This is a genomic window from Solimonas aquatica, assembly GCF_900111015.1.
Classification (GTDB): domain Bacteria; phylum Pseudomonadota; class Gammaproteobacteria; order Nevskiales; family Nevskiaceae; genus Solimonas; species Solimonas aquatica.
Genome location: NZ_FOFS01000003.1, coordinates 255,122 through 272,509, shown reverse-complemented (window position 1 = coordinate 272,509; position 17,388 = coordinate 255,122). Strand labels below are relative to the sequence as shown.

Here is a 17,388-nt window from a genome sequence, read left to right as displayed (position 1 = left end):
AGGAACAGACACCGCTGCGCGCCGAGCTGTTCAGCGCCGATCAGATGGAGCAGCACGGCAAGGCCCTGGCGGCGACGCATCGTCTGCACCGCGCCGCGCTCTGCGACCGCCTGCTGCGGCGCCTGGATGACAACGAACAGCAGCTGATCGCCGCATGCCGCCTGCTGACCACGGCGGTCAAGGCGCGCCAGCGCGTGGCGCCGGCCGGCGAATGGCTGCTCGACAACTTTTATCTCATCGAGGAACAGGTGCAGATCGCCAGACGGCATCTGCCGCGCGGCTACAGCCGCGAGCTGCCGCGTCTGGCGCAAGGCCCTTCCGCCGGCTTGCCGCGCGTCTATGACCTGGCCCTGGCCGCGATCTCGCACGGCGACGGCCGCGTCGATGCCGGCACGCTGGCGCGCTTCGTGGCGGCGTATCAGACCGTGACGCCGCTGACCCTGGGCGAGCTGTGGGCGATTCCGATCATGCTGCGCCTGGCGCTGATCGAGAACCTGCGCCGTGTCGCGGCGCGCATCGGCGCAGCGCGCCTGCATCTGAATCAGGCGCAGGACTGGGCCAACCGCATGATGGAGATCGCGATCAGCGATCCGAAAAGCCTGATTCTGGTGATTGCCGACATGGCCCGCTCCGACCCGCCGATGGCCAGCGCCTTCGTCGCCGAGCTGGCGCGCCGCCTGCAGGGTCATGGCCAGGCGCTGGCCCTGCCGCTGACCTGGATCGAGCAGCGCCTGGCGGAATCGAGTCTGACCATCGAGCAGCTGGTGCAGTCGGAAAACCAGCAGCAGGCCGCCGATCACGTCTCGATCAGCAACAGCATCGGCAGCCTGCGCTTTCTCGGCGCCACGGACTGGCGCAGCTTCGTCGAGTCGCTGAGCCTGGTTGAACAAGTGCTGCGCCAGGACCCGGGCGGCTGCTACGGCGCGATGGATTTCGCCACGCGCGACCGCTACCGGCATGTGATCGACCATCTGGGCCGGCACAGCGCCGCGCGCGAGATCGAGATCGCGCGCGCGGCGCTGCTTCTGGCGCAGCGCGGCGCCGCCGCCGACGCGGCCAAGGAAGGTGAAAGTCACCTCGCCCACGTCGGCTTCTACCTGATCGATCAGGGCCTGCCGCAGCTGGAACAGGCCGCCGGCCTGCGCCCGAGTGCCGCGACACGCCTGCGCCGCGCCTGCGCGCGCCAGGCCCTGACGCTGTATCTGGGCGCGATCCTGTCGCTGAGTCTGCTGTTCACCGCCGGCCTGCTGCTGCCGGTGCAGGCGCAGGCCATCGCCTGGGCGCGACTGTTGCCACTGACCCTGCTGGCGCTGCTGGCGGCCAGCCAGCTGGCCACGACACTGAGCAACTGGCTGGCCAGCCTGATGAGCACGCCGCAGCTGCTGCCGCGCATGGATTACGCGCGCGGCCTGCCGCCGCCGCAGCGCAGCCTGGTGGTGATTCCCACCCTGCTGGACAGCGCGCAGGGCATCGAGACGCTGCTGGAGTCGCTGGAAGTGCATTTCCTCGGCAACCGCGATCGGCAGCTGCATTTCGCCCTGCTCAGCGATGATTGCGATGCGCCGCAAGCGCGCATGCCGGAAGACGAGGCGCTGCTGCGTCAGGCGCGCGAGGGCATCCGCCGTCTCAACCGCGAGTATCCGGGCCCGGACGGCACGCCCTTTCATCTGCTGCATCGTCCGCGCCAGTGGAATCCCGCGCAGGGCGTGTGGATGGGCCGGGAACGCAAGCGCGGCAAGCTGGCCGATCTGAACGCCTTGCTGCGCGATCAGACGCGCACGCAGTTCGCGCTGCTGGAAGGCGACACCGCCGCGCTGATCGGCGTGCGCTACGTCATCACCCTGGATACCGACACGCAGCTGCCGCGCGATGCGGCGCGGCAGTTCATCGCGGCCATGGCGCATCCGCTCAACCGGCCGCGCTACGACGAGCGGCGCCAGCGCGTCGTCGCCGGCTACGGCATCCTGCAGCCGCGCATGGCCGCCAGCCTCGTCGGCGGCCGGCGCTCGCGCTATGCGCAGCTCTGCGGCAGCGAGCCGGGCATCGATCCTTATACGCGCTCGGTCTCCGATCTTTACCAGGATCTGTTCGGTGAGGGCTCGTTCATCGGCAAGGGCATCTACGAAGTCGAAGCCTTCGAACGCGCGCTGGGCCAGCGTTTTCCCGACAACCGCATCCTCAGCCACGATCTGCTGGAAGGCTGCCATGCGCGTTCGGGCCTGCTCAGCGATGTGCATCTGTACGAGGAATATCCGGCCCGCTACCTGAGCGATGTGCAGCGCCAGCGACGCTGGATGCGCGGCGACTGGCAGATCGCGCACTGGCTGCTGCCGCGCGTGCCCGGCGCGGACGGACGCAGCCGGCGCAATCCGCTGTCGGCGCTGTCGCGCTGGAAGATCTTCGACAATCTGCGGCGCAGTCTGGCGCTCATCGCCCTGTGCCTGCTGCCGCCGCTGGGCTGGGCGCTGCTGCCCCGGCCCTGGTTCTGGACGCTGGCCACGGCCGGCCTGCTGCTGATGCCGCCCTTGCTGCTCGGCCTGCTCGATGCCTTGCGCAAGCCGGCGCAGCTGCGCCTGGGCGAACATCTGCATGCCGTGCTGCAGGCCGCCGCTCGCGGCCTGTCGCTGGCGCTGTTCAGAATCGCCTGCCTGCCTTACGAGGCGCTGTGCGCCGCCGATGCGCTGCTGCGCAGCAGCTGGCGCCTGCTGATCACGCAGCGCCATCTGCTGGAATGGCGCAGTTCCGCCGAGCAGGAGCGCGGACATCGGAATGCACGCGAGCGCGGACTGGCTGCCAGCTACCGCAGCATGTGGATCGCGCCGCTCGCCGCCCTGACGGCACTGCTGGTGTCCCGCGATGGCGAGGCCTTGCTGGCGGCGACACCGATTGCCGCGCTGTGGCTGCTCGCACCCGCGCTGGCCTGGTGGCTGAGCCGGCCGCTGCGCCAGGAGCAGCTGCGGCTGCGCGCGGAGCCGACGCGGTTTCTGCGCGCCGTGGCGCGCAAGACCTGGCGCTTCTTCGAACACTTCGTGAACGCCGCCGATCATCATCTGCCGCCGGACAATTTCCAGGAGCATCCGGGCCCGCTGCTGGCGCATCGCACCTCGCCCACCAACATCGGCCTGTCGCTGCTGGCGAATCTTTCCGCCTGCGACTTCGGCTTCATCAGCACCGGCACGCTGCTGCGGCGCACCGCGGATACCTTCGCCACGCTGGCACAGCTGGAACGCCACCAGGGACACTTCTTCAACTGGTACGACACACAGTCGCTGCAACCGCTGCCGCCGCGCTACATCTCCTCGGTGGACAGCGGCAATCTCGCCGGCCATCTGCTGACCCTGCGTGCCGGCCTGCTGGCCCTGCCGGAGCAGAAGATCGTCGGCGCACGCCTGTTCGAAGGCCTGGCCGATACCCTGGCGCTGCTCGTCGAGGCCGCGCCGGTGCGTGCACGCGGCGCGCTGGCGCCGCTGCAGGCACAGCTGCAGCGCGACTGCGCCGCGCCGCCGGCGACGCTGGCCGCCGTGCTGCACAGCCTGCAGACCCTCGCCGAACGGGCCCAGGCCCTGCAGGACGGCGGGCAGCTGCCGGCCAGCGGCGAAGCCGCCGACTGGGCCCTGGCCTTCGCGCAGCAAGGTCAGGCCGCGCTGGAGGAACTGCTGTTTCTCGCACCCTGGCTGACACTGGGCGCGCACGGCGCCGGCTTCGCGCCGCTGGCATCCGGCGGCGTGCCGAGCCTGCGCGAGCTGGCGCAGGACGCGCAGCAGCAGCTGCCCGCACTCAGCGCCGATTCGCCGCAGACGCCGGCCCAGCGCGAGGCGCTGCTCACCGCCTCGACGCGCGCCGCCGAGCGCATCGCCCGCTGCGAGCAGCTGGCCGCGCAGGCCAGCGGCTTTGCCAGCATGGCTTACGGCTTTCTCTACGATCAGGAGCGCCAGCTGCTGGCCATCGGCTACAACCTCGATGAGTTCCGTCGCGATACCAGCTTCTACGATCTGCTGGCCTCGGAAGCACGGCTCTGCAACTTCGTCGCCATCGCCCAGGGTCAGCTGCCGCAGGAAAGCTGGTTTGCGCTCGGACGTCTGCGCAGCGGCGCCGGCGGCGAGCCGATCCTGCTGTCCTGGAGCGGCTCGATGTTCGAGTACCTGATGCCCTTGCTGGTGATGCCGGCTTACGAGGGCAGCCTGCTCGAACAGACCTGCCGCGCGGCGGTGGCGCGGCAGATCGCCTACGGCAGGCAGCGCGCGCTGCCCTGGGGCGTTTCGGAATGCGGCTACAGCACGGTCGATGCCGGCCTGCATTACCAGTACCACGCCTTCGGCGTGCCCGGGCTCGGCCTCAAGCGCGGCCTGGCGGACGACAGCGTGGTGGCGCCCTATGCCAGCGCGCTGGCGCTGATGGTGGCGCCGGACGCGGCCTGCGCCAATCTGCAGCGCCTGGCCGGCGACGGCCTGCTGGGCCGCTATGGTTTCTACGAAGCCATCGACTACACGCCGGCGCGTCTGGTGCGCGGCGAGTCCAGCGTGGTGGTGCGTTCGTTCATGGCGCATCACCAGGGCATGAGCCTGCTGGCGCTGGCGCATCTGCTGCTCGACCGGCCGATGCAGCGCCGCTTCGAGTCGGACCCGCAGTGCCAGGCCACGCTGCTCCTGCTGCAGGAGCGGATTCCCCGGCACACGGCGCGGCGCGGCCGCCATGCCGAAGCCGCGCAGGGCAGCGTGTTCTACGACAGCGCCGCGCCGGTGCACACGCCGATCGGCGCGCGCACGCCCAGCCCCGAGGTGCAGCTGCTGTCCAACGGCCGCTACCACGTCATGCTCAGCAATGCCGGCGGCGGCTACAGCCGCTGGAAGGATCTGGCGCTCACGCGCTGGCGCGAGGACAGCACCTGCGACCACTGGGGCAGCTTCATCTATCTGCGCGATCTGGGCAGCGGCCAGGTATGGTCGGCCGCGCACCAGCCGACGCTGCGCCAGGCGCAGCGCTACGAGGCGATGTTCTCGGAAGGCCGCGCCGAGTACCGGCGCCGCGACCAGGACATCGAAACCTACACGGAGATCGTGGTCTCGCCGGAAGACGATATCGAGCTGCGCCGGCTGCGCCTGAGCAACCGCTCGGCGACACGCAAGACCATCGAGATCACCAGCTATGCCGAAGTGGTGCTGGCGCCGCCGGCGGCGGACCTGATGCAGGCCTCGTTCGGCAATCTGTTCGTGCAGAGCGAGCTGCGGCCCGCGCAGCACGCCATCCTCTGCACGCGGCGGCCGCGTTCCATCGGCGAGGCCACGCCCTGGATGTTTCATCTGCTGGCCGCGCACGGCGCCGAGACCGGCGAACTGTCCTACGAAACCGACCGCATGCGCTTCATCGGTCGCGGCAACAGCCGCGCCGCGCCGCAGGCGCTGCGCGAGGACGGCGCGCTGTCCGGCACCGCCGGCTCGGTGCTCGATCCCATCGTCGCGATCCGCTGCCGCGTGGTGCTCGAAGCCGGGCAGTCGGCGAGCCTGGATCTGGTGTTCGGCGCCGCCGACAACCGCGAGGCCTGTCTGGCGCTGGTCGAGAAATACCAGGACCGCCATCTGGCCGACCGCGTCCTGGACCTGGCCTGGACCCACGGCGGCGTGACCCTGCGCCAGCTCAATGTGCTGGCTGGCGACGCGCAGCTCTACCGGCGCCTGGCCGGCTCCGTGCTCTATGCCAATGCCGCGCTGCGCGCCGAGGCCGCGGTGCTGACGCAGAACCGGCGCGGTCAGTCGGGATTGTGGGGCTATGCGATTTCCGGCGATCTGCCGATCGTGCTGCTGAAGATCGCCGACAGCGCGCAGCTGGAGCTGGCGCGGCAGCTGATCCAGTGCCACGCCTACTGGCGCCTGAAAGGCCTGGCGGTGGACCTGGTGATCTGGAACGAGGATCACCTGGGCTACCGGCAGCAGCTGCAGGATCAGATCATGGGCCTGATCGCCACCGGCACCGAGGCGCATGCCATCGACCGCCCCGGCGGCATCTTCGTGCGCGCCGCCGAGCAGATTCCCAGCGAAGACCGCATCCTGCTGCAGGCGGCGGCGCGCGCGATCATCAGCGACCGTCACGGCAGCCTGCTGGAGCAGCTCAGCCGCCGCAGCCTGGTGGACGAGCAGCGCGTCGCGCGCCTGATCCCGCTGCGCACGCCACGCGTGGAATCGTCGCAGCCGGAGGCGCTGCCATCGCCGCCGCTGATGCTGGGCAATGCCCTGGGCGGCTTCAGCGCCGACGGCAGCGAGTACCACATCCGCAGCGCGCCGGGTCAGCGCACGCCGCTGCCCTGGTGCAATGTGCTGGCCAATGCGCAGTTCGGCACCGTGGTCTCGGAGAGCGGCCTGGGCTACACCTGGAGCGAGAACGCCCACGAATTCCGGCTCACGCCCTGGCGCGAGGATGCGGTGGGCGGCGCCGATGGCGAAGCCCTGTATCTGCGCGACGAAGAGAGCGGACAGTTCTGGTCGCCCACGCCGCTGCCCGGCGGCGACAGCGCGCCCTATCTCTGCCGGCACGGCTTCGGCTACAGCGTGTTCGAGCACAGCAGCGGCGGCATCCACTCCGAGCTGTGGGTCTATGTGGATCTGGAAGAAGCGGTCAAGTTCTCGGTGCTGACCGTGCGCAACGACTCGGGCCGCACGCGGCGGCTCTCGGCCACCGGCTATGTCGAATGGGTGCTGGGCGATCTGCGCGCCAAATGCGCCATGCAGGTGATCACCGAAATCGATGCCGTCAGCGGCGCGCTGTTCGCGCGCAATGCCTACAACACCGCGTTCTCCGGGCGCGTGGCGTTTCTCGATGTCGACGATCCTTCGCGCAGCCTCAGCGGCGACCGTGGCGAATTCCTCGGCCGCAACGGCTCGCTGCGTCATCCCGAGGCGATGCGGCGCACGCGCCTGTCCGGCCGGCTCGGCGCGGCCCTGGACCCTTGCGGCGCGATCCAGGTGCCTTTCGAACTGCTGGCCGGCCAGCAGCGCCAGATCATCTTCCGGCTCGGCGCCGGCCGCGATCTGGTGCAGACGCGTGAGCTGGCGCAGCGCCTGCGCAAGCCCGGCGCTGCACGCGCGGCGCTGCAGAAAGTGCGGCACTACTGGCAGCGCACGCTCGGCAGCGTGCAGATCGAAACCCCGGATGCGGCGCTCAATGTGCTGGGCAACGGCTGGCTGCTCTACCAGACCCTGGCCTGCCGCCTGTGGGCCCGCAGCGGCTTCTACCAGTCGGGCGGCGCCTTCGGCTTTCGCGACCAGCTGCAGGACGCGATGGCGCTGCTGCACGCGCAGAGCGGCCTGCTGCGCGCGCACCTGCTGTCGTGCGCGCAGCGCCAGTTCCCCGAGGGCGATGTGCAGCACTGGTGGCATCCGCCGGCCGGACAGGGCGTGCGCACGCGTTGCTCGGACGATTATCTCTGGCTGCCGCTGGCCACCTGCCGGTATGTCCTCGGCAGCGACGACACGCAGGTGCTCGATGAAGCCCTGCCCTTCCTGCACGGCCGCGCACTCGGCGCCGACGAGGAGTCGTACTACGACCTGCCCGGCCGCAGCGGCGAGACGGCGAGCCTGTACGAGCACTGCGTGCGCGCCATCCGCCATGGCCTGCGTTTCGGCGAGCATGGTCTGCCGCTGATGGGTTCCGGCGACTGGAACGACGGCATGAATCTGGTGGGAATCCACGGCAAGGGTGAAAGCGTATGGCTGGGATTTTTCCTGTACGAGGTGCTGAGCCGTTTCGCGCCGCTGGCGCAGCGTCACGGCGATGCGGTGTTTGCCGAGCACTGCCGCAGCCAGGCCGCGCAGCTGCGGCAGAACCTCGAACAGCATGGCTGGGATGGACAGTGGTATCGCCGCGCCTGGTTCGACGACGGCACGCCGCTGGGTTCCTCGGTCAACAGCGAATGCCGCATCGATTCCATCGCGCAGAGCTGGTCGGTGCTCTCCGGTGCCGGCGAGGCGACGCATGCGCGCCAGGCGATGGACGCCGTGGACCGTCACCTGGTGCGCCGCGAAACCGCCGCGCCACCGGGCCTGATCCAGCTGCTCGATCCCCCCTTTGATCACTCGCCGCTGAATCCGGGTTACATCAAGGGCTATGTGCCCGGCGTGCGCGAGAACGGCGGCCAGTACACGCATGCCGCGATCTGGGCGGCGATGGCCTTCGCCAGACTGGGCGACAGCCGCCGCGCCTGGGAACTGCTGGACATGATCAATCCCGTGAACCATGCGCAAAGCGCGCAGGCGGTGGCGATCTACAAGGCCGAGCCCTATGTGGTCGCCGCCGATGTCTACGCCGTCGCGCCGCACGTCGGTCGCGGCGGCTGGAGCTGGTACACGGGCTCGGCTGGCTGGCTGTACCGCCTGCTGCTGGAATCCTTGCTGGGACTCAATCTGGAACACGGCCGCCTGCGCTTCGCGCCCTGCCTGCGTCCCGGCTGGCCACAGGTCTCGCTGCGCTATCGGCATGGCGACACGCCGTACCGCATCGTGCTGCGCCAGCTGCCGGCGGTGCAGGCGATCACCGTCAGCCTCGACGGCGTGCCGCAGGCCGATCAGACCATCACCCTGGTGGACGACGGCCAAGTGCACGAGGTGGAGGTGCAGCTGCCGGATGCGGGCTAAAAAAAACCGCAGGCCGGCAAACCGGCCTGCGGGATTTCGCGCGGCGTGTTTAGCGCGGCGCGTCCTGGATGATCACTTCGACACGGCGATTGGCCTGACGGCCCGCATCCGTGTGATTGTCGGCGACCGGCGAGTTGTAACTGTCGCCGACCGAGGTGAGGCGACTGCCGTCGATGCCGCGTCCGGTCAGATAGCGGGCCACCGATTCGGCGCGCTTCTGCGACAGGGCCTGATTCAGTTCCTGACCGCCGCGATCATCGGTGTGGCCTTCGATTCTGACGCTGCGTTCCGGCGCCTGATCGAGAAAGCTGACCAGCCGGTCGAGATTGGCGACGCTGCCGGCCTTGAGATCGGAGCGGCCGCTGGCGAACAGCACATCGCCCAGCGTCAGCACCATGCCACGGTCGGTCTTCTTCGCCTGCAGGGCCAGCAGCTGCGCCTCCAGCGCCGCGTTACGACGCTGGTCGGCATCGCTCTGCGCCCTGGCGGTATCGGCTTCGGCCTTGGCGCTGCCGGCTTGCGCCTTGGCCGCATCGGCTTCGCTGGTGCGCGCATCGAGCTGCATGCGACCGTTCTGCTCGCTCAGCGCCTTGCGCTGATCGACGGCGTACTGGGTCTGCGCCTGCGTGCGGGCGATCTGCACGCGACGCTCTGCGAGATAGCCGCGATGCTGCGCCAGCGGCGCATCGTCGCGCGTCTGCTCGGCCGCCTGCACCGCCACTTCGGCATCATGGAGGGCCAGCGGCGCACGACTGGCCAGTTGCGGATCGGCCTGCAGCTGACTGAGGTCGGCGCGCGCCCGGGCCACAGCCGGGTCCTTGACCGCATCGGCCGCACAGGCGGACAGCAGCACGCCGGCACCACCCAGGGTGAGGCCGGACAAGGTGCCGCGCACGAGATTTCTGATCTTGTTCATGTTCAAACTCCGGGACCGCGCTGGATTTCCTGACGCAAGCTGTTGCTGCTCTTCTGCAGCTCCTGATTGACCGCTTCGGTCCTGGCCAGGCGCGCCTTGGCCGAGGCCAGCTCGGCATCGGCGCGGGCTTCATCCGCCTGTCGTCGCGCCTGTGTCATGCGCTTGCCGTCGGCCTGCTGCGCATCGCCATGCGCGGCGGCGAGCTTGTCGTGCGCGCTGCGCATTTCCAGCGGCGCCGCCTCGGCGGCGTGTTCGTTTTCAGCGTTGGCGAGGGCGATGTCGGCGGATTGCAGGGCGTCGCTGGGCGGCGCCGGCACCGAGACGCAGGCGGCCAGCGCGAGTACGCCGCCTGCGAGGAGAATCTGGATGGAGACGCTTGCTGGTTTCATGGGGAGACCTTTGACCGGATGGATGGACATCGGCAGCGGACCCGGCCTGTGGATGCGAAGCATCCGGCGCGGACTCGTCCCGGTTCATGTGCCCTGAGCTTGTACGCGCGATGCAGGGCGATGTCGGTCTGACAGCACACATAGCTCGCCGCGGCCTGCGCAGGCACGCGCTGAGCTGAGGTGCGCGGACTTGGCCATGGCAGGCGCCTGGCAAGGCCGCGTCTTCTCACCGCGACAGGAAAAATGCATGGCTGCGCGCTGGCATCGCTCTGCCATGTGCGGTGGAAGACATCACATGCCGCGACTTCGACTATGCTTTGGCACTACAGGAGCTTGCTTCTGTGGTTCCCATACCACCGGTGGCCGAGATGAACGAACCCTCCATGCCACAAAAGAATCATCTCCTGCAGGCACTGCCTGTGGAGGTGCGCCATCGCATCTTTCCGCATCTGAAGCTGGTGCCGCTGACACTGGGGCAGGTGCTGTATGAATCGGGAGACGCGCTGCGCCACGTCTACTTCCCGACCGACGCCATCGTCTCGCTGCTCTATGTGATGGAAAGCGGGGCCTCGGCGGAAATCTCGGTGGTCGGCAACGAAGGACTGATCGGCATCGCGCTGTTCATGGGCGGCGAGAGCACGCCCAGCCGCGCCATCGTGCAGAGCGCCGGCCATGCCTATCAGCTGGCCGGACAGCGGCTCAAGGATGAGTTCAACCGCCACAGCGAGATGATGACGCTGATGCTGCGCTACACGCAGTCGCTGATCACGCAGATGGCGCAGACCGCGGTCTGCAACCGGCACCACAGCGTGGATCAGCAGCTCTGCCGCTGGCTGCTGCTGTCGCTGGACCGGCTGCCGAGCAACCGCCTGACCATGACCCAGGAGCTGATCGCCAACATGCTGGGCGTGCGCCGCGAAGGCGTCACCGATGCCGCCGGCAAGCTGCAGAAGCTGGGCGTGATTTCCTACAGCCGCGGCAAGATCACGGTGCTGGACCGCCCCAGGCTCGAAAGCCTGAGCTGCGAGTGTTACGCAGTGGTCAAGAAGGAAACCGACCGCCTGCTGCCCTACATCTCCGGACACTGAGCCGGCGCGACCCCGGGGCCGCGCCGGAACCGTTCAGGACGGCTTGCGGCCCTGACTCATGATGTCGTCATCGCCCTTGGCTGCGTGCGGCTCGGACTTGCGCTCGTCGCCGACCGGTGGCGACTGCACTGCGGGCTTGGGCGCAACGCGGTCGATGCTGCCCGGCGAACCGGGTTTGGCCTGCTGTGCGCGCTTGGGCGTCTGCGCCGGCGGCGCGGGATCGTTCGCACGTCCGGCGCTGTGGCTGGGATGGTGACTGCTGTTCGGCTGGCCTGGCTTGTTCATGATCTTCACCTCGCGAATCCTTCGTCCTGCGAAATTGCCGGACGCCAGGATCGCTGCATGCCGCGCAGCCTGCGGTGATGGCGGCAGCGCCGTCTGTGCGCTGCCACGCCCGACCATCAAACCCGGCCGTGCGCCTGCGTGCGGCACCAGACAGACCGGCCGGCACACGCTGAGGCATCGTGCCTGACGATGCCCGGTCAAGTCGGCCGTGTCACGCCTGCTCCAGGAGCCTGTCTTGAAAACCTGCCCCCACCAGACCACGGCTGCCGGCACGCCGGTGACGGACAACCAGAATTCACAGAGCGCCGGGCCGCGCGGGCCCTTGCTGATGCAGGACTATCAGCTGATGGAGAAGATGGCGCACTTCAACCGCGAGCGGATGCCGGAGCGCGTGGTGCATGCCAAGGGCGCCGGCGCGCACGGCACGCTGACCATCACCGGCGATCTCTCGCGCTACACCTGCGCCAAGCTGTTCGCCAAGGTGGGCAACAGCTGCGAGATGTTCGCGCGCTTCTCCACCGTGGCCGGCGAAATGGGCTCGGCCGACACCGCACGCGATCCGCGCGGATTCGCCCTGAAGTTCTATACCGAGGAAGGCAACTGGGATCTGGTGGGCAACAACACGCCGGTGTTCTTCGTGCGCGATCCGCTGAAGTTCTCCGACTTCATCCATTCGCAGAAACGCGATCCGGCCACCGGCCTGCGCGACAACACCATGCAATGGGATTTCTGGAGCCTGTCACCGGAATCGCTGCATCAGGTCACCACGCTGTTCTCCGATCGCGGCATCCCCGCCAGCCTGCGCCACATGAATGGCTATTCCAGCCACACCTACAGCCTGTGGAATGCCGCCGGCGAACGCCACTGGGTGAAGTGGCACTTCAAGACCCTGCAGGGCAACAAGACCTTGAGCAACGAAGAAGCAGCGGCCATCGCCGGTCGCGATCTGGATCATCATCGCCGCGATCTGCACGCAGCCATCGCGCGCGGCGAGTTTCCCAAGTGGCAGGTGCAGATCCAGATCATGCCGGAGCGGGATGCCGACACTTACCGCATCCATCCCTTCGATCTGACCAAGGTCTGGCCGCATCGCGACTATCCGCCGATGGACGTCGGCATCATGGAACTCAAGCGCAATCCCCGGAACTACTTCGCCGAGGTCGAGCAGGCGGCGTTCGAGCCCGGCAACATGCCGCCCGGCATGGGCGCTTCGCCGGACAAGATGCTGCAGGCGCGCCTGCTGTCCTATCCGGACGCGCACCGCTACCGCATCGGCATCAACTACGCGGCGCTGCCGATCAACAAGCCGCATTGTCCGATCAGCACGTATCACCGCGACGGCCAGAGCCGCTTCGACGGCAACGGCGGCGGCGCGGTCAACTATCAGCCCAACAGCTTCGGCGGTCCGGTGGAAGCGTCCAGCGTGAAGGAACCGCCCCTGCGGCTTCAGGGCGACGCCGGCCGCTACGACCATCACGACGGCAATGACGACTACCAGCAGGCCGGCGATCTGTTCCGCCTGATGAGCGGCGGACAGCAGGCGCAACTGCTCGGCAATCTCGCCGAGGCGCTGCGTCCGGTGCCGCGCTTCATCCAGCTGCGTCAGCTGCTGCAGTTTTATCGCGCCGACGCCGCATACGGCAGCGGCGTCGCGCAGCGCCTGGGGATCGCGCTCGACGAAGTCATCGGCAAGGCGGCCTGACCAGGCCCTCAATTGCAGCAGCCACAGCGGAGAATCGGCGTGGACACCATCGAACACGGCAAGGCCAGCCTGGCGCGTCAGTACGACGCGCTGGCCCATCAATTCAACCAGCTCTACCAGCAAGGCAGGGAACGCGGCCACGCCGCGATGCAGGCCGCGCTGGAGCAGGCCCGCGAGCAACTCACCGCGCTCGGCGAGTTCGGCGCCGAACAAGGCCAGGAGCTGAAACGCTATCTGGCCCGCGATCTGGAACAGACCATCCGCGAAACCGAGCAGCTGGGCGACAAGGCCAAGGAATGGCTCAATCCCGCGCGACTGGGCGCCGGCGCGCTGGCCTCCCTGGCTTCGGCGCTGTCAGCCAGCGGCGATGCACTCAGCTCCCTGGGCAAGAAGACCCGCGAGGCGCTGAGCTATCACACCGGCGAAACCACTTCCGCCGGCACGCTGACCTGCAAGTCCTGCGGACAGACCGTGCAGCTCAAGGCCACCGGCCATGTGCCGCCCTGCCCCAAGTGCCATGCCAGCAACTTCAGCAAGGGCTATTGAGCAGCGCCGATCAGGCCTCGCCGCCGCCGCTGGCACCGACGCGCGCCCGCATGCCATCGCGCCGATCGCATCGTGAGCGTCATCGCACGGCGCGGATCGGCTGGCTGCGCGCCGCCGTGCTCGGCGCCAATGACGGCATCGTCTCCACCGCCAGCCTGCTCGCCGGCGTGATGGCGGCCGGCAGCAGCGCGCACAGCGTGCTGATCACTGGCATCGCCGGTCTGGTGGCAGGCGCCATGTCGATGGCCGCCGGCGAATATGTGTCGGTACATTCGCAGTCCGACACCGAGCACGCCGATCTGGCGCGTGAGCGCGCGGAGTTGCACGACGATCCCGCCAGCGAGCGCCGCGAACTGGCGGCGATCTACCGCAGCCGTGGCCTGGAAGCACTGCTGGCCGATCAGGTGGCGACGCAGCTGATGGCGCACGATGCACTGGGCGCGCACGCGCGCGACGAACTGGGCATTCACGAAGCGCTCGCGGCAAAACCGCTGCAGGCGGCGCTGGCTTCGGCCCTGAGCTTTGCCCTGGGCGCGGCGCTGCCGCTGCTGGTCATCGTGCTGGCGCCTGCGAGCGGGGCGCTCATCATCCTGTGCGCGATGTCGCTGCTGTTTCTCGCGGTGCTCGGCGCAGTGGCCGCGAGGATCGGCGGCGCCGATCTGCGCCGCGGCGCCTTGCGGGTCGCGTTCTGGGGCGCGCTGGCCATCGCCAGCACGGCGGGCGTGGGCTCGCTGTTCGGCGCCGCGCCCTGATGGCCGACCATGCGAAGCGCGCCGCAACGAATGCCGCATTGAGCCTGCGCGCGCCGCGCTCTGCCAGCGGTAGCCCGCCGGTAGCAGAGGACGCCGCCTGGCACCGGCGGCTGCGCACGCTGTCGCTGATGTTTTTCACGCTGGGCGGACTGGCGCTGTGCTACACCCTGGCCGCCCCCTTCCTGCCGGCCGCGAGCTGGGCGCTGGCGCTGGCCGTGCTGTTCGCGCCCTTGCAGCGCCGTCTCGAAGCCCTGCTCAAACTGCCGGGACTCGCCGCGCTGTTCTCGTTGCTGATCATCGCCCTGATCGTGGTGGTGCCGGGCAGCTTCGTCGTGCAGCAGCTGCTGATGCAGCTGATCAGCGGCGCGCAACTGGTGCAGGCCAAGGTCCAGTCCGGCGAATGGCAGCGTCTGATCGAAGCCCAGCCGCGTCTGATGCCGCTGGTGGCCTGGGTGGAGCAGCGCATCGATGTGGCCGGCGCCGTCGCCACCCTGAGCAGTCGCCTGACGGCGGCCGCAGGCCCCCTGGTGCGCGGCTCGGCCTACCAGCTGCTGGGCTTCTGCCTGAGCTTCTATCTGCTGTTCTTCTTCCTGCGCGACCGCCACAGCGCGCTGCACGCGATGCGCCGGCTGCTGCCGCTGCGCGATGCCGAAATGGATCATCTGTTTCTGCGCGTGGACGACACCATCGTCGCCACGGTCTACGGCACGCTCGCGGTCGCCCTCGCGCAAGGCCTGCTCGGCGGTCTGATGTTCTGGTGGCTGGATCTGCCGGCGCCGCTGCTGTGGAGCCTGGTGATGAGCATCCTGGCCGCGGTGCCGATGCTCGGCGCCTTCGTCGTGTGGCTGCCGGCCGCCGTGTTCCTGGCGCTGCAAGGCAGTCCGGGCAAGGCGCTGATTCTGATCCTGTGGGGCCTGATGGTGGTGGGCACCATCGACAATCTGCTGCGTCCGATCCTGATCGGCCGGCGGCTCAAGCTGCACACCGTGCTCGCCTTCATCTCACTGGTGGGCGGGCTGCTGCTGTTCGGCGCGGCAGGCCTCATCCTCGGCCCGGTGATCCTCACCGTGACGCGGGTGCTGCTGGAGATCTGGCAGACCCGCAGCCAGACCGCCGACGCGATCCCAGCGTCGCCAGACGCCGGCGACTGAAGCCCGCAGCGATCCGGTCCCGCCGTGTCTTCGTGCCGGCCGCATGCCGGCGCATGGCGTGGCGAGCGGCGCTGCGCCGATCTTCATCTGCGCTCGCCAAGAGCCCCTTGCGCACCATGACTCTGCCCGGCCGCGCCGGCAGTGCTTCGTCCATAGGGCGGGTTAGGCGCGATAGCGCCGTAAGCCGCCGTGGCTGCAGTATCCGACCCGACTGCCGGCGTGTCATGGACACAGGCTGCCGCTATGCCGAGGATTCAAGCAGCGATGTTCAGTCGTTCATACTTCACAGAGGCAACACCAAAGCAGCGAACACAGCCAGCACTCACCCCCGACATGAACATCCTCGGCCTCTGCGGAAGCCTGCGCGCCGCGTCTTTCAACACCGCCTTGCTGCACGCGGCGTCGCGCCTGATGCCTGCGCAGACGCGCCTGCAGATCTACACGGGGCTGGGCGATTTGCCCCTGTTCAATCCCGACCTTGAGCCGACGGCGCCGGGTAGCGTCATCCGCTTTCGTGACGCGGTGGCCCAGGCCGATGCCTTGCTGATTGCCAGCCCCGAATATGCGCACGGCATCACCGGCGTCATGAAAAACGCACTCGACTGGCTGGTCAGCGACGAGCGCTTTGCGTTCAAGCCGGTGGCGGTGCTGAACGCCTCGCCGCGCGCGCAGCATGCCGATGCTGCCTTGCGCGAGGTGTTGCGCACGATGTCGGCGCGCCTGATCGAGCCCGCGTCCCTCACCGTACCGGTGCTCGGCTCCGGACTCGATGCGGAGGGCATGGTGCACTCGCCCGAAATCTCGCAGCGTCTGAGCGAGGCGCTGCGGCAGTTGCTGGACGCGGTGCGGGCTTGAGGCGGCGGCTGCGCCCTGGTTGCGCGGTGCCTTCGGCGCAGCCGGTGGCGAGGTGAGCGAACCGAGCAGCCTGTGGTAAAAACGCGCTTTGATCCAGCACTCGGGGAAGACCATGCGTAGCGAGCTCAGCTTCATTTCGGAAGGCCTGCGCTGCGCAGCCTGGTTCTATCAGCCTGCCACCCAGACGCCTGCGCCGGTGGTGGTGTTGGCGCACGGCCTGGGCGCGGTGCGGCAGATGCGCCTGGACGCCTACGCGGAGCGCTTCTGCGCGGCGGGCTATGCCTGTCTGGTGTTCGACTACCGCCATTTCGGCGACAGCGAGGGCGAACCGCGCCAGCTGCTGGATATCCGGCTGCAGCACGAGGACTGGCATCGCGCCATCGCGTACGCGCGCACGCTGCCGGGCGTGGATGCCGGCCGCGTGGTGTTGTGGGGCTCCTCGCTCAGCGGTGGACATGTACTGAAGGTGGCGTCCGAGGCTGCGAACATCGCGGCGGTGATTGCGCAGGTGCCGCATCTGAGCGGGCCGGCTTCGCTGCGCCTGAACAGCCTGGGCAAGATCCTGCAGCTCTCGCTGCATGGCAGCTATGACCTGGCGCGCGCCATCGTCGGCTTGTCGCCGCATTACATTCCGTCCAGCGGCGGGCCCGGCGAGCTGGCGCTGATGACGGCGCCGGGCGAGTCGGAGGGCTATCTGAATCTCATGCCGGCGGGGCAGGTGCTGGACCGCCGCGTGTCGGCGCGCTTTGCCCTGCAGATCGGTCTGTATTCGCCGGTCACGGCCTTGCGCAAACTGAAGATGCCGGTGCTGCTGCAGGTGGGCGACCGCGACCTCACCACGCCGGCTGCGCCCGCCATCGCCGCCGCACGCGGCCTGCGCAATGTCACGCTCAAGCGCTATGACACGGGGCACTTCCAGCCTTATGTGGAGCCGATGTTCAGCACCATCATCGAGGACCAGCTGGCTTTCTTGAAAGATGCGCTGGGCAGCCCTCTGCCGGCATGACTCACCTCCTCAAGCTCTGGCCTCACCATGGCAAGCTTTGCCTAACGATGGCCGAGGCTGGATCACCGGACCTA

Annotated in this window: 11 protein-coding genes; 8 read left to right on the top strand and 3 right to left on the bottom strand. The window is 68.6% G+C overall.

Annotated elements, in window-relative coordinates; all coding sequences use genetic code 11:
• The first annotated feature begins 44 nt into the window (after window positions 1-44).
• Window positions 45-8,624, top strand: a complete 8,580-nt coding sequence (locus BMY12_RS05340) for a glycoside hydrolase family 94 protein (protein ID WP_093283239.1) — start codon at window positions 45-47, stop codon at window positions 8,622-8,624.
• 49 nt (window positions 8,625-8,673) lie between these two features.
• Here BMY12_RS05340 and BMY12_RS05335 read toward each other — a convergent pair whose 3' ends face one another.
• Entirely contained in the window at window positions 8,674-9,540 is an 867-nt protein-coding gene (locus tag BMY12_RS05335; protein ID WP_093283034.1) for an OmpA family protein, read from the bottom strand.
• 2 nt (window positions 9,541-9,542) lie between these two features.
• A complete protein-coding gene (locus tag BMY12_RS05330) occupies window positions 9,543-9,929 on the bottom strand; it encodes a DUF4398 domain-containing protein (RefSeq protein WP_177188854.1) in 387 nt (128 codons plus the stop codon).
• Between the two features lie 368 nt (window positions 9,930-10,297).
• Between BMY12_RS05330 and BMY12_RS05325 the strand changes: the two genes are divergently transcribed.
• Window positions 10,298-11,017, top strand: coding sequence for a Crp/Fnr family transcriptional regulator (locus BMY12_RS05325; protein WP_093283030.1), 720 nt, complete (start codon window positions 10,298-10,300; stop codon window positions 11,015-11,017).
• 33 nt (window positions 11,018-11,050) lie between these two features.
• Here the strand turns inward: BMY12_RS05325 and BMY12_RS05320 are convergent, their stop codons facing one another.
• Window positions 11,051-11,302, bottom strand: a complete 252-nt coding sequence (locus BMY12_RS05320) for a hypothetical protein (protein WP_143068850.1) — start codon at window positions 11,300-11,302, stop codon at window positions 11,051-11,053.
• Between the two features lie 235 nt (window positions 11,303-11,537).
• Between BMY12_RS05320 and BMY12_RS05315 the strand changes: the two genes are divergently transcribed.
• The 6 genes from BMY12_RS05315 to BMY12_RS05290 all read left to right on the top strand — a co-directional run bounded on the left by BMY12_RS05315 (window position 11,538) and on the right by BMY12_RS05290 (window position 17,314).
• Complete coding sequence (locus tag BMY12_RS05315) at window positions 11,538-13,004, top strand: catalase (RefSeq protein WP_281242403.1); 1,467 nt, start codon at window positions 11,538-11,540, stop codon at window positions 13,002-13,004.
• Between the two features lie 39 nt (window positions 13,005-13,043).
• Complete coding sequence (locus BMY12_RS05310; protein WP_093283024.1) at window positions 13,044-13,550, top strand: zinc ribbon-containing protein; 507 nt, start codon at window positions 13,044-13,046, stop codon at window positions 13,548-13,550.
• Window positions 13,551-13,600: 50 nt separating this feature from the next.
• Complete coding sequence (locus BMY12_RS05305) at window positions 13,601-14,302, top strand: VIT1/CCC1 transporter family protein (RefSeq protein WP_093283236.1); 702 nt, start codon at window positions 13,601-13,603, stop codon at window positions 14,300-14,302.
• Window positions 14,302-15,453, top strand: a complete 1,152-nt coding sequence (locus BMY12_RS05300) for an AI-2E family transporter (protein ID WP_093283021.1) — start codon at window positions 14,302-14,304, stop codon at window positions 15,451-15,453. The genes BMY12_RS05305 and BMY12_RS05300 overlap by 1 nt, the downstream gene beginning before the upstream one ends.
• A 333-nt stretch (window positions 15,454-15,786) precedes the next feature.
• Window positions 15,787-16,308: an NADPH-dependent FMN reductase gene (locus BMY12_RS05295; RefSeq protein ID WP_093283019.1), complete on the top strand. Its 522-nt coding sequence runs from the start codon at window positions 15,787-15,789 to the stop codon at window positions 16,306-16,308.
• A gap of 112 nt (window positions 16,309-16,420) precedes the next feature.
• Window positions 16,421-17,314 (top strand): alpha/beta hydrolase, encoded by an 894-nt coding sequence (locus BMY12_RS05290; RefSeq protein ID WP_093283017.1) that lies wholly within the window; start codon window positions 16,421-16,423, stop codon window positions 17,312-17,314.
• The last annotated feature ends 74 nt before the right edge of the window (window positions 17,315-17,388 follow it).

What these genes read in the sequence shown, in the direction of transcription:
- BMY12_RS05340 (WP_093283239.1), top strand. Translation starts at nt 45, where the DNA reads ATGGAGCAGCACGGCAAGGCCCTGGCGGCGACGCATCGTCTGCACCGC.
- BMY12_RS05335 (WP_093283034.1), bottom strand. Translation starts at nt 9,540, where the DNA reads ATGAACAAGATCAGAAATCTCGTGCGCGGCACCTTGTCCGGCCTCACC.
- BMY12_RS05330 (WP_177188854.1), bottom strand. Translation starts at nt 9,929, where the DNA reads ATGAAACCAGCAAGCGTCTCCATCCAGATTCTCCTCGCAGGCGGCGTA.
- BMY12_RS05325 (WP_093283030.1), top strand. Translation starts at nt 10,298, where the DNA reads ATGAACGAACCCTCCATGCCACAAAAGAATCATCTCCTGCAGGCACTG.
- BMY12_RS05320 (WP_143068850.1), bottom strand. Translation starts at nt 11,302, where the DNA reads ATGAACAAGCCAGGCCAGCCGAACAGCAGTCACCATCCCAGCCACAGC.
- BMY12_RS05305 (WP_093283236.1), top strand. Translation starts at nt 13,601, where the DNA reads ATGCCATCGCGCCGATCGCATCGTGAGCGTCATCGCACGGCGCGGATC.
- BMY12_RS05300 (WP_093283021.1), top strand. Translation starts at nt 14,302, where the DNA reads ATGGCCGACCATGCGAAGCGCGCCGCAACGAATGCCGCATTGAGCCTG.
- BMY12_RS05295 (WP_093283019.1), top strand. Translation starts at nt 15,787, where the DNA reads ATGAACATCCTCGGCCTCTGCGGAAGCCTGCGCGCCGCGTCTTTCAAC.
- BMY12_RS05290 (WP_093283017.1), top strand. Translation starts at nt 16,421, where the DNA reads ATGCGTAGCGAGCTCAGCTTCATTTCGGAAGGCCTGCGCTGCGCAGCC.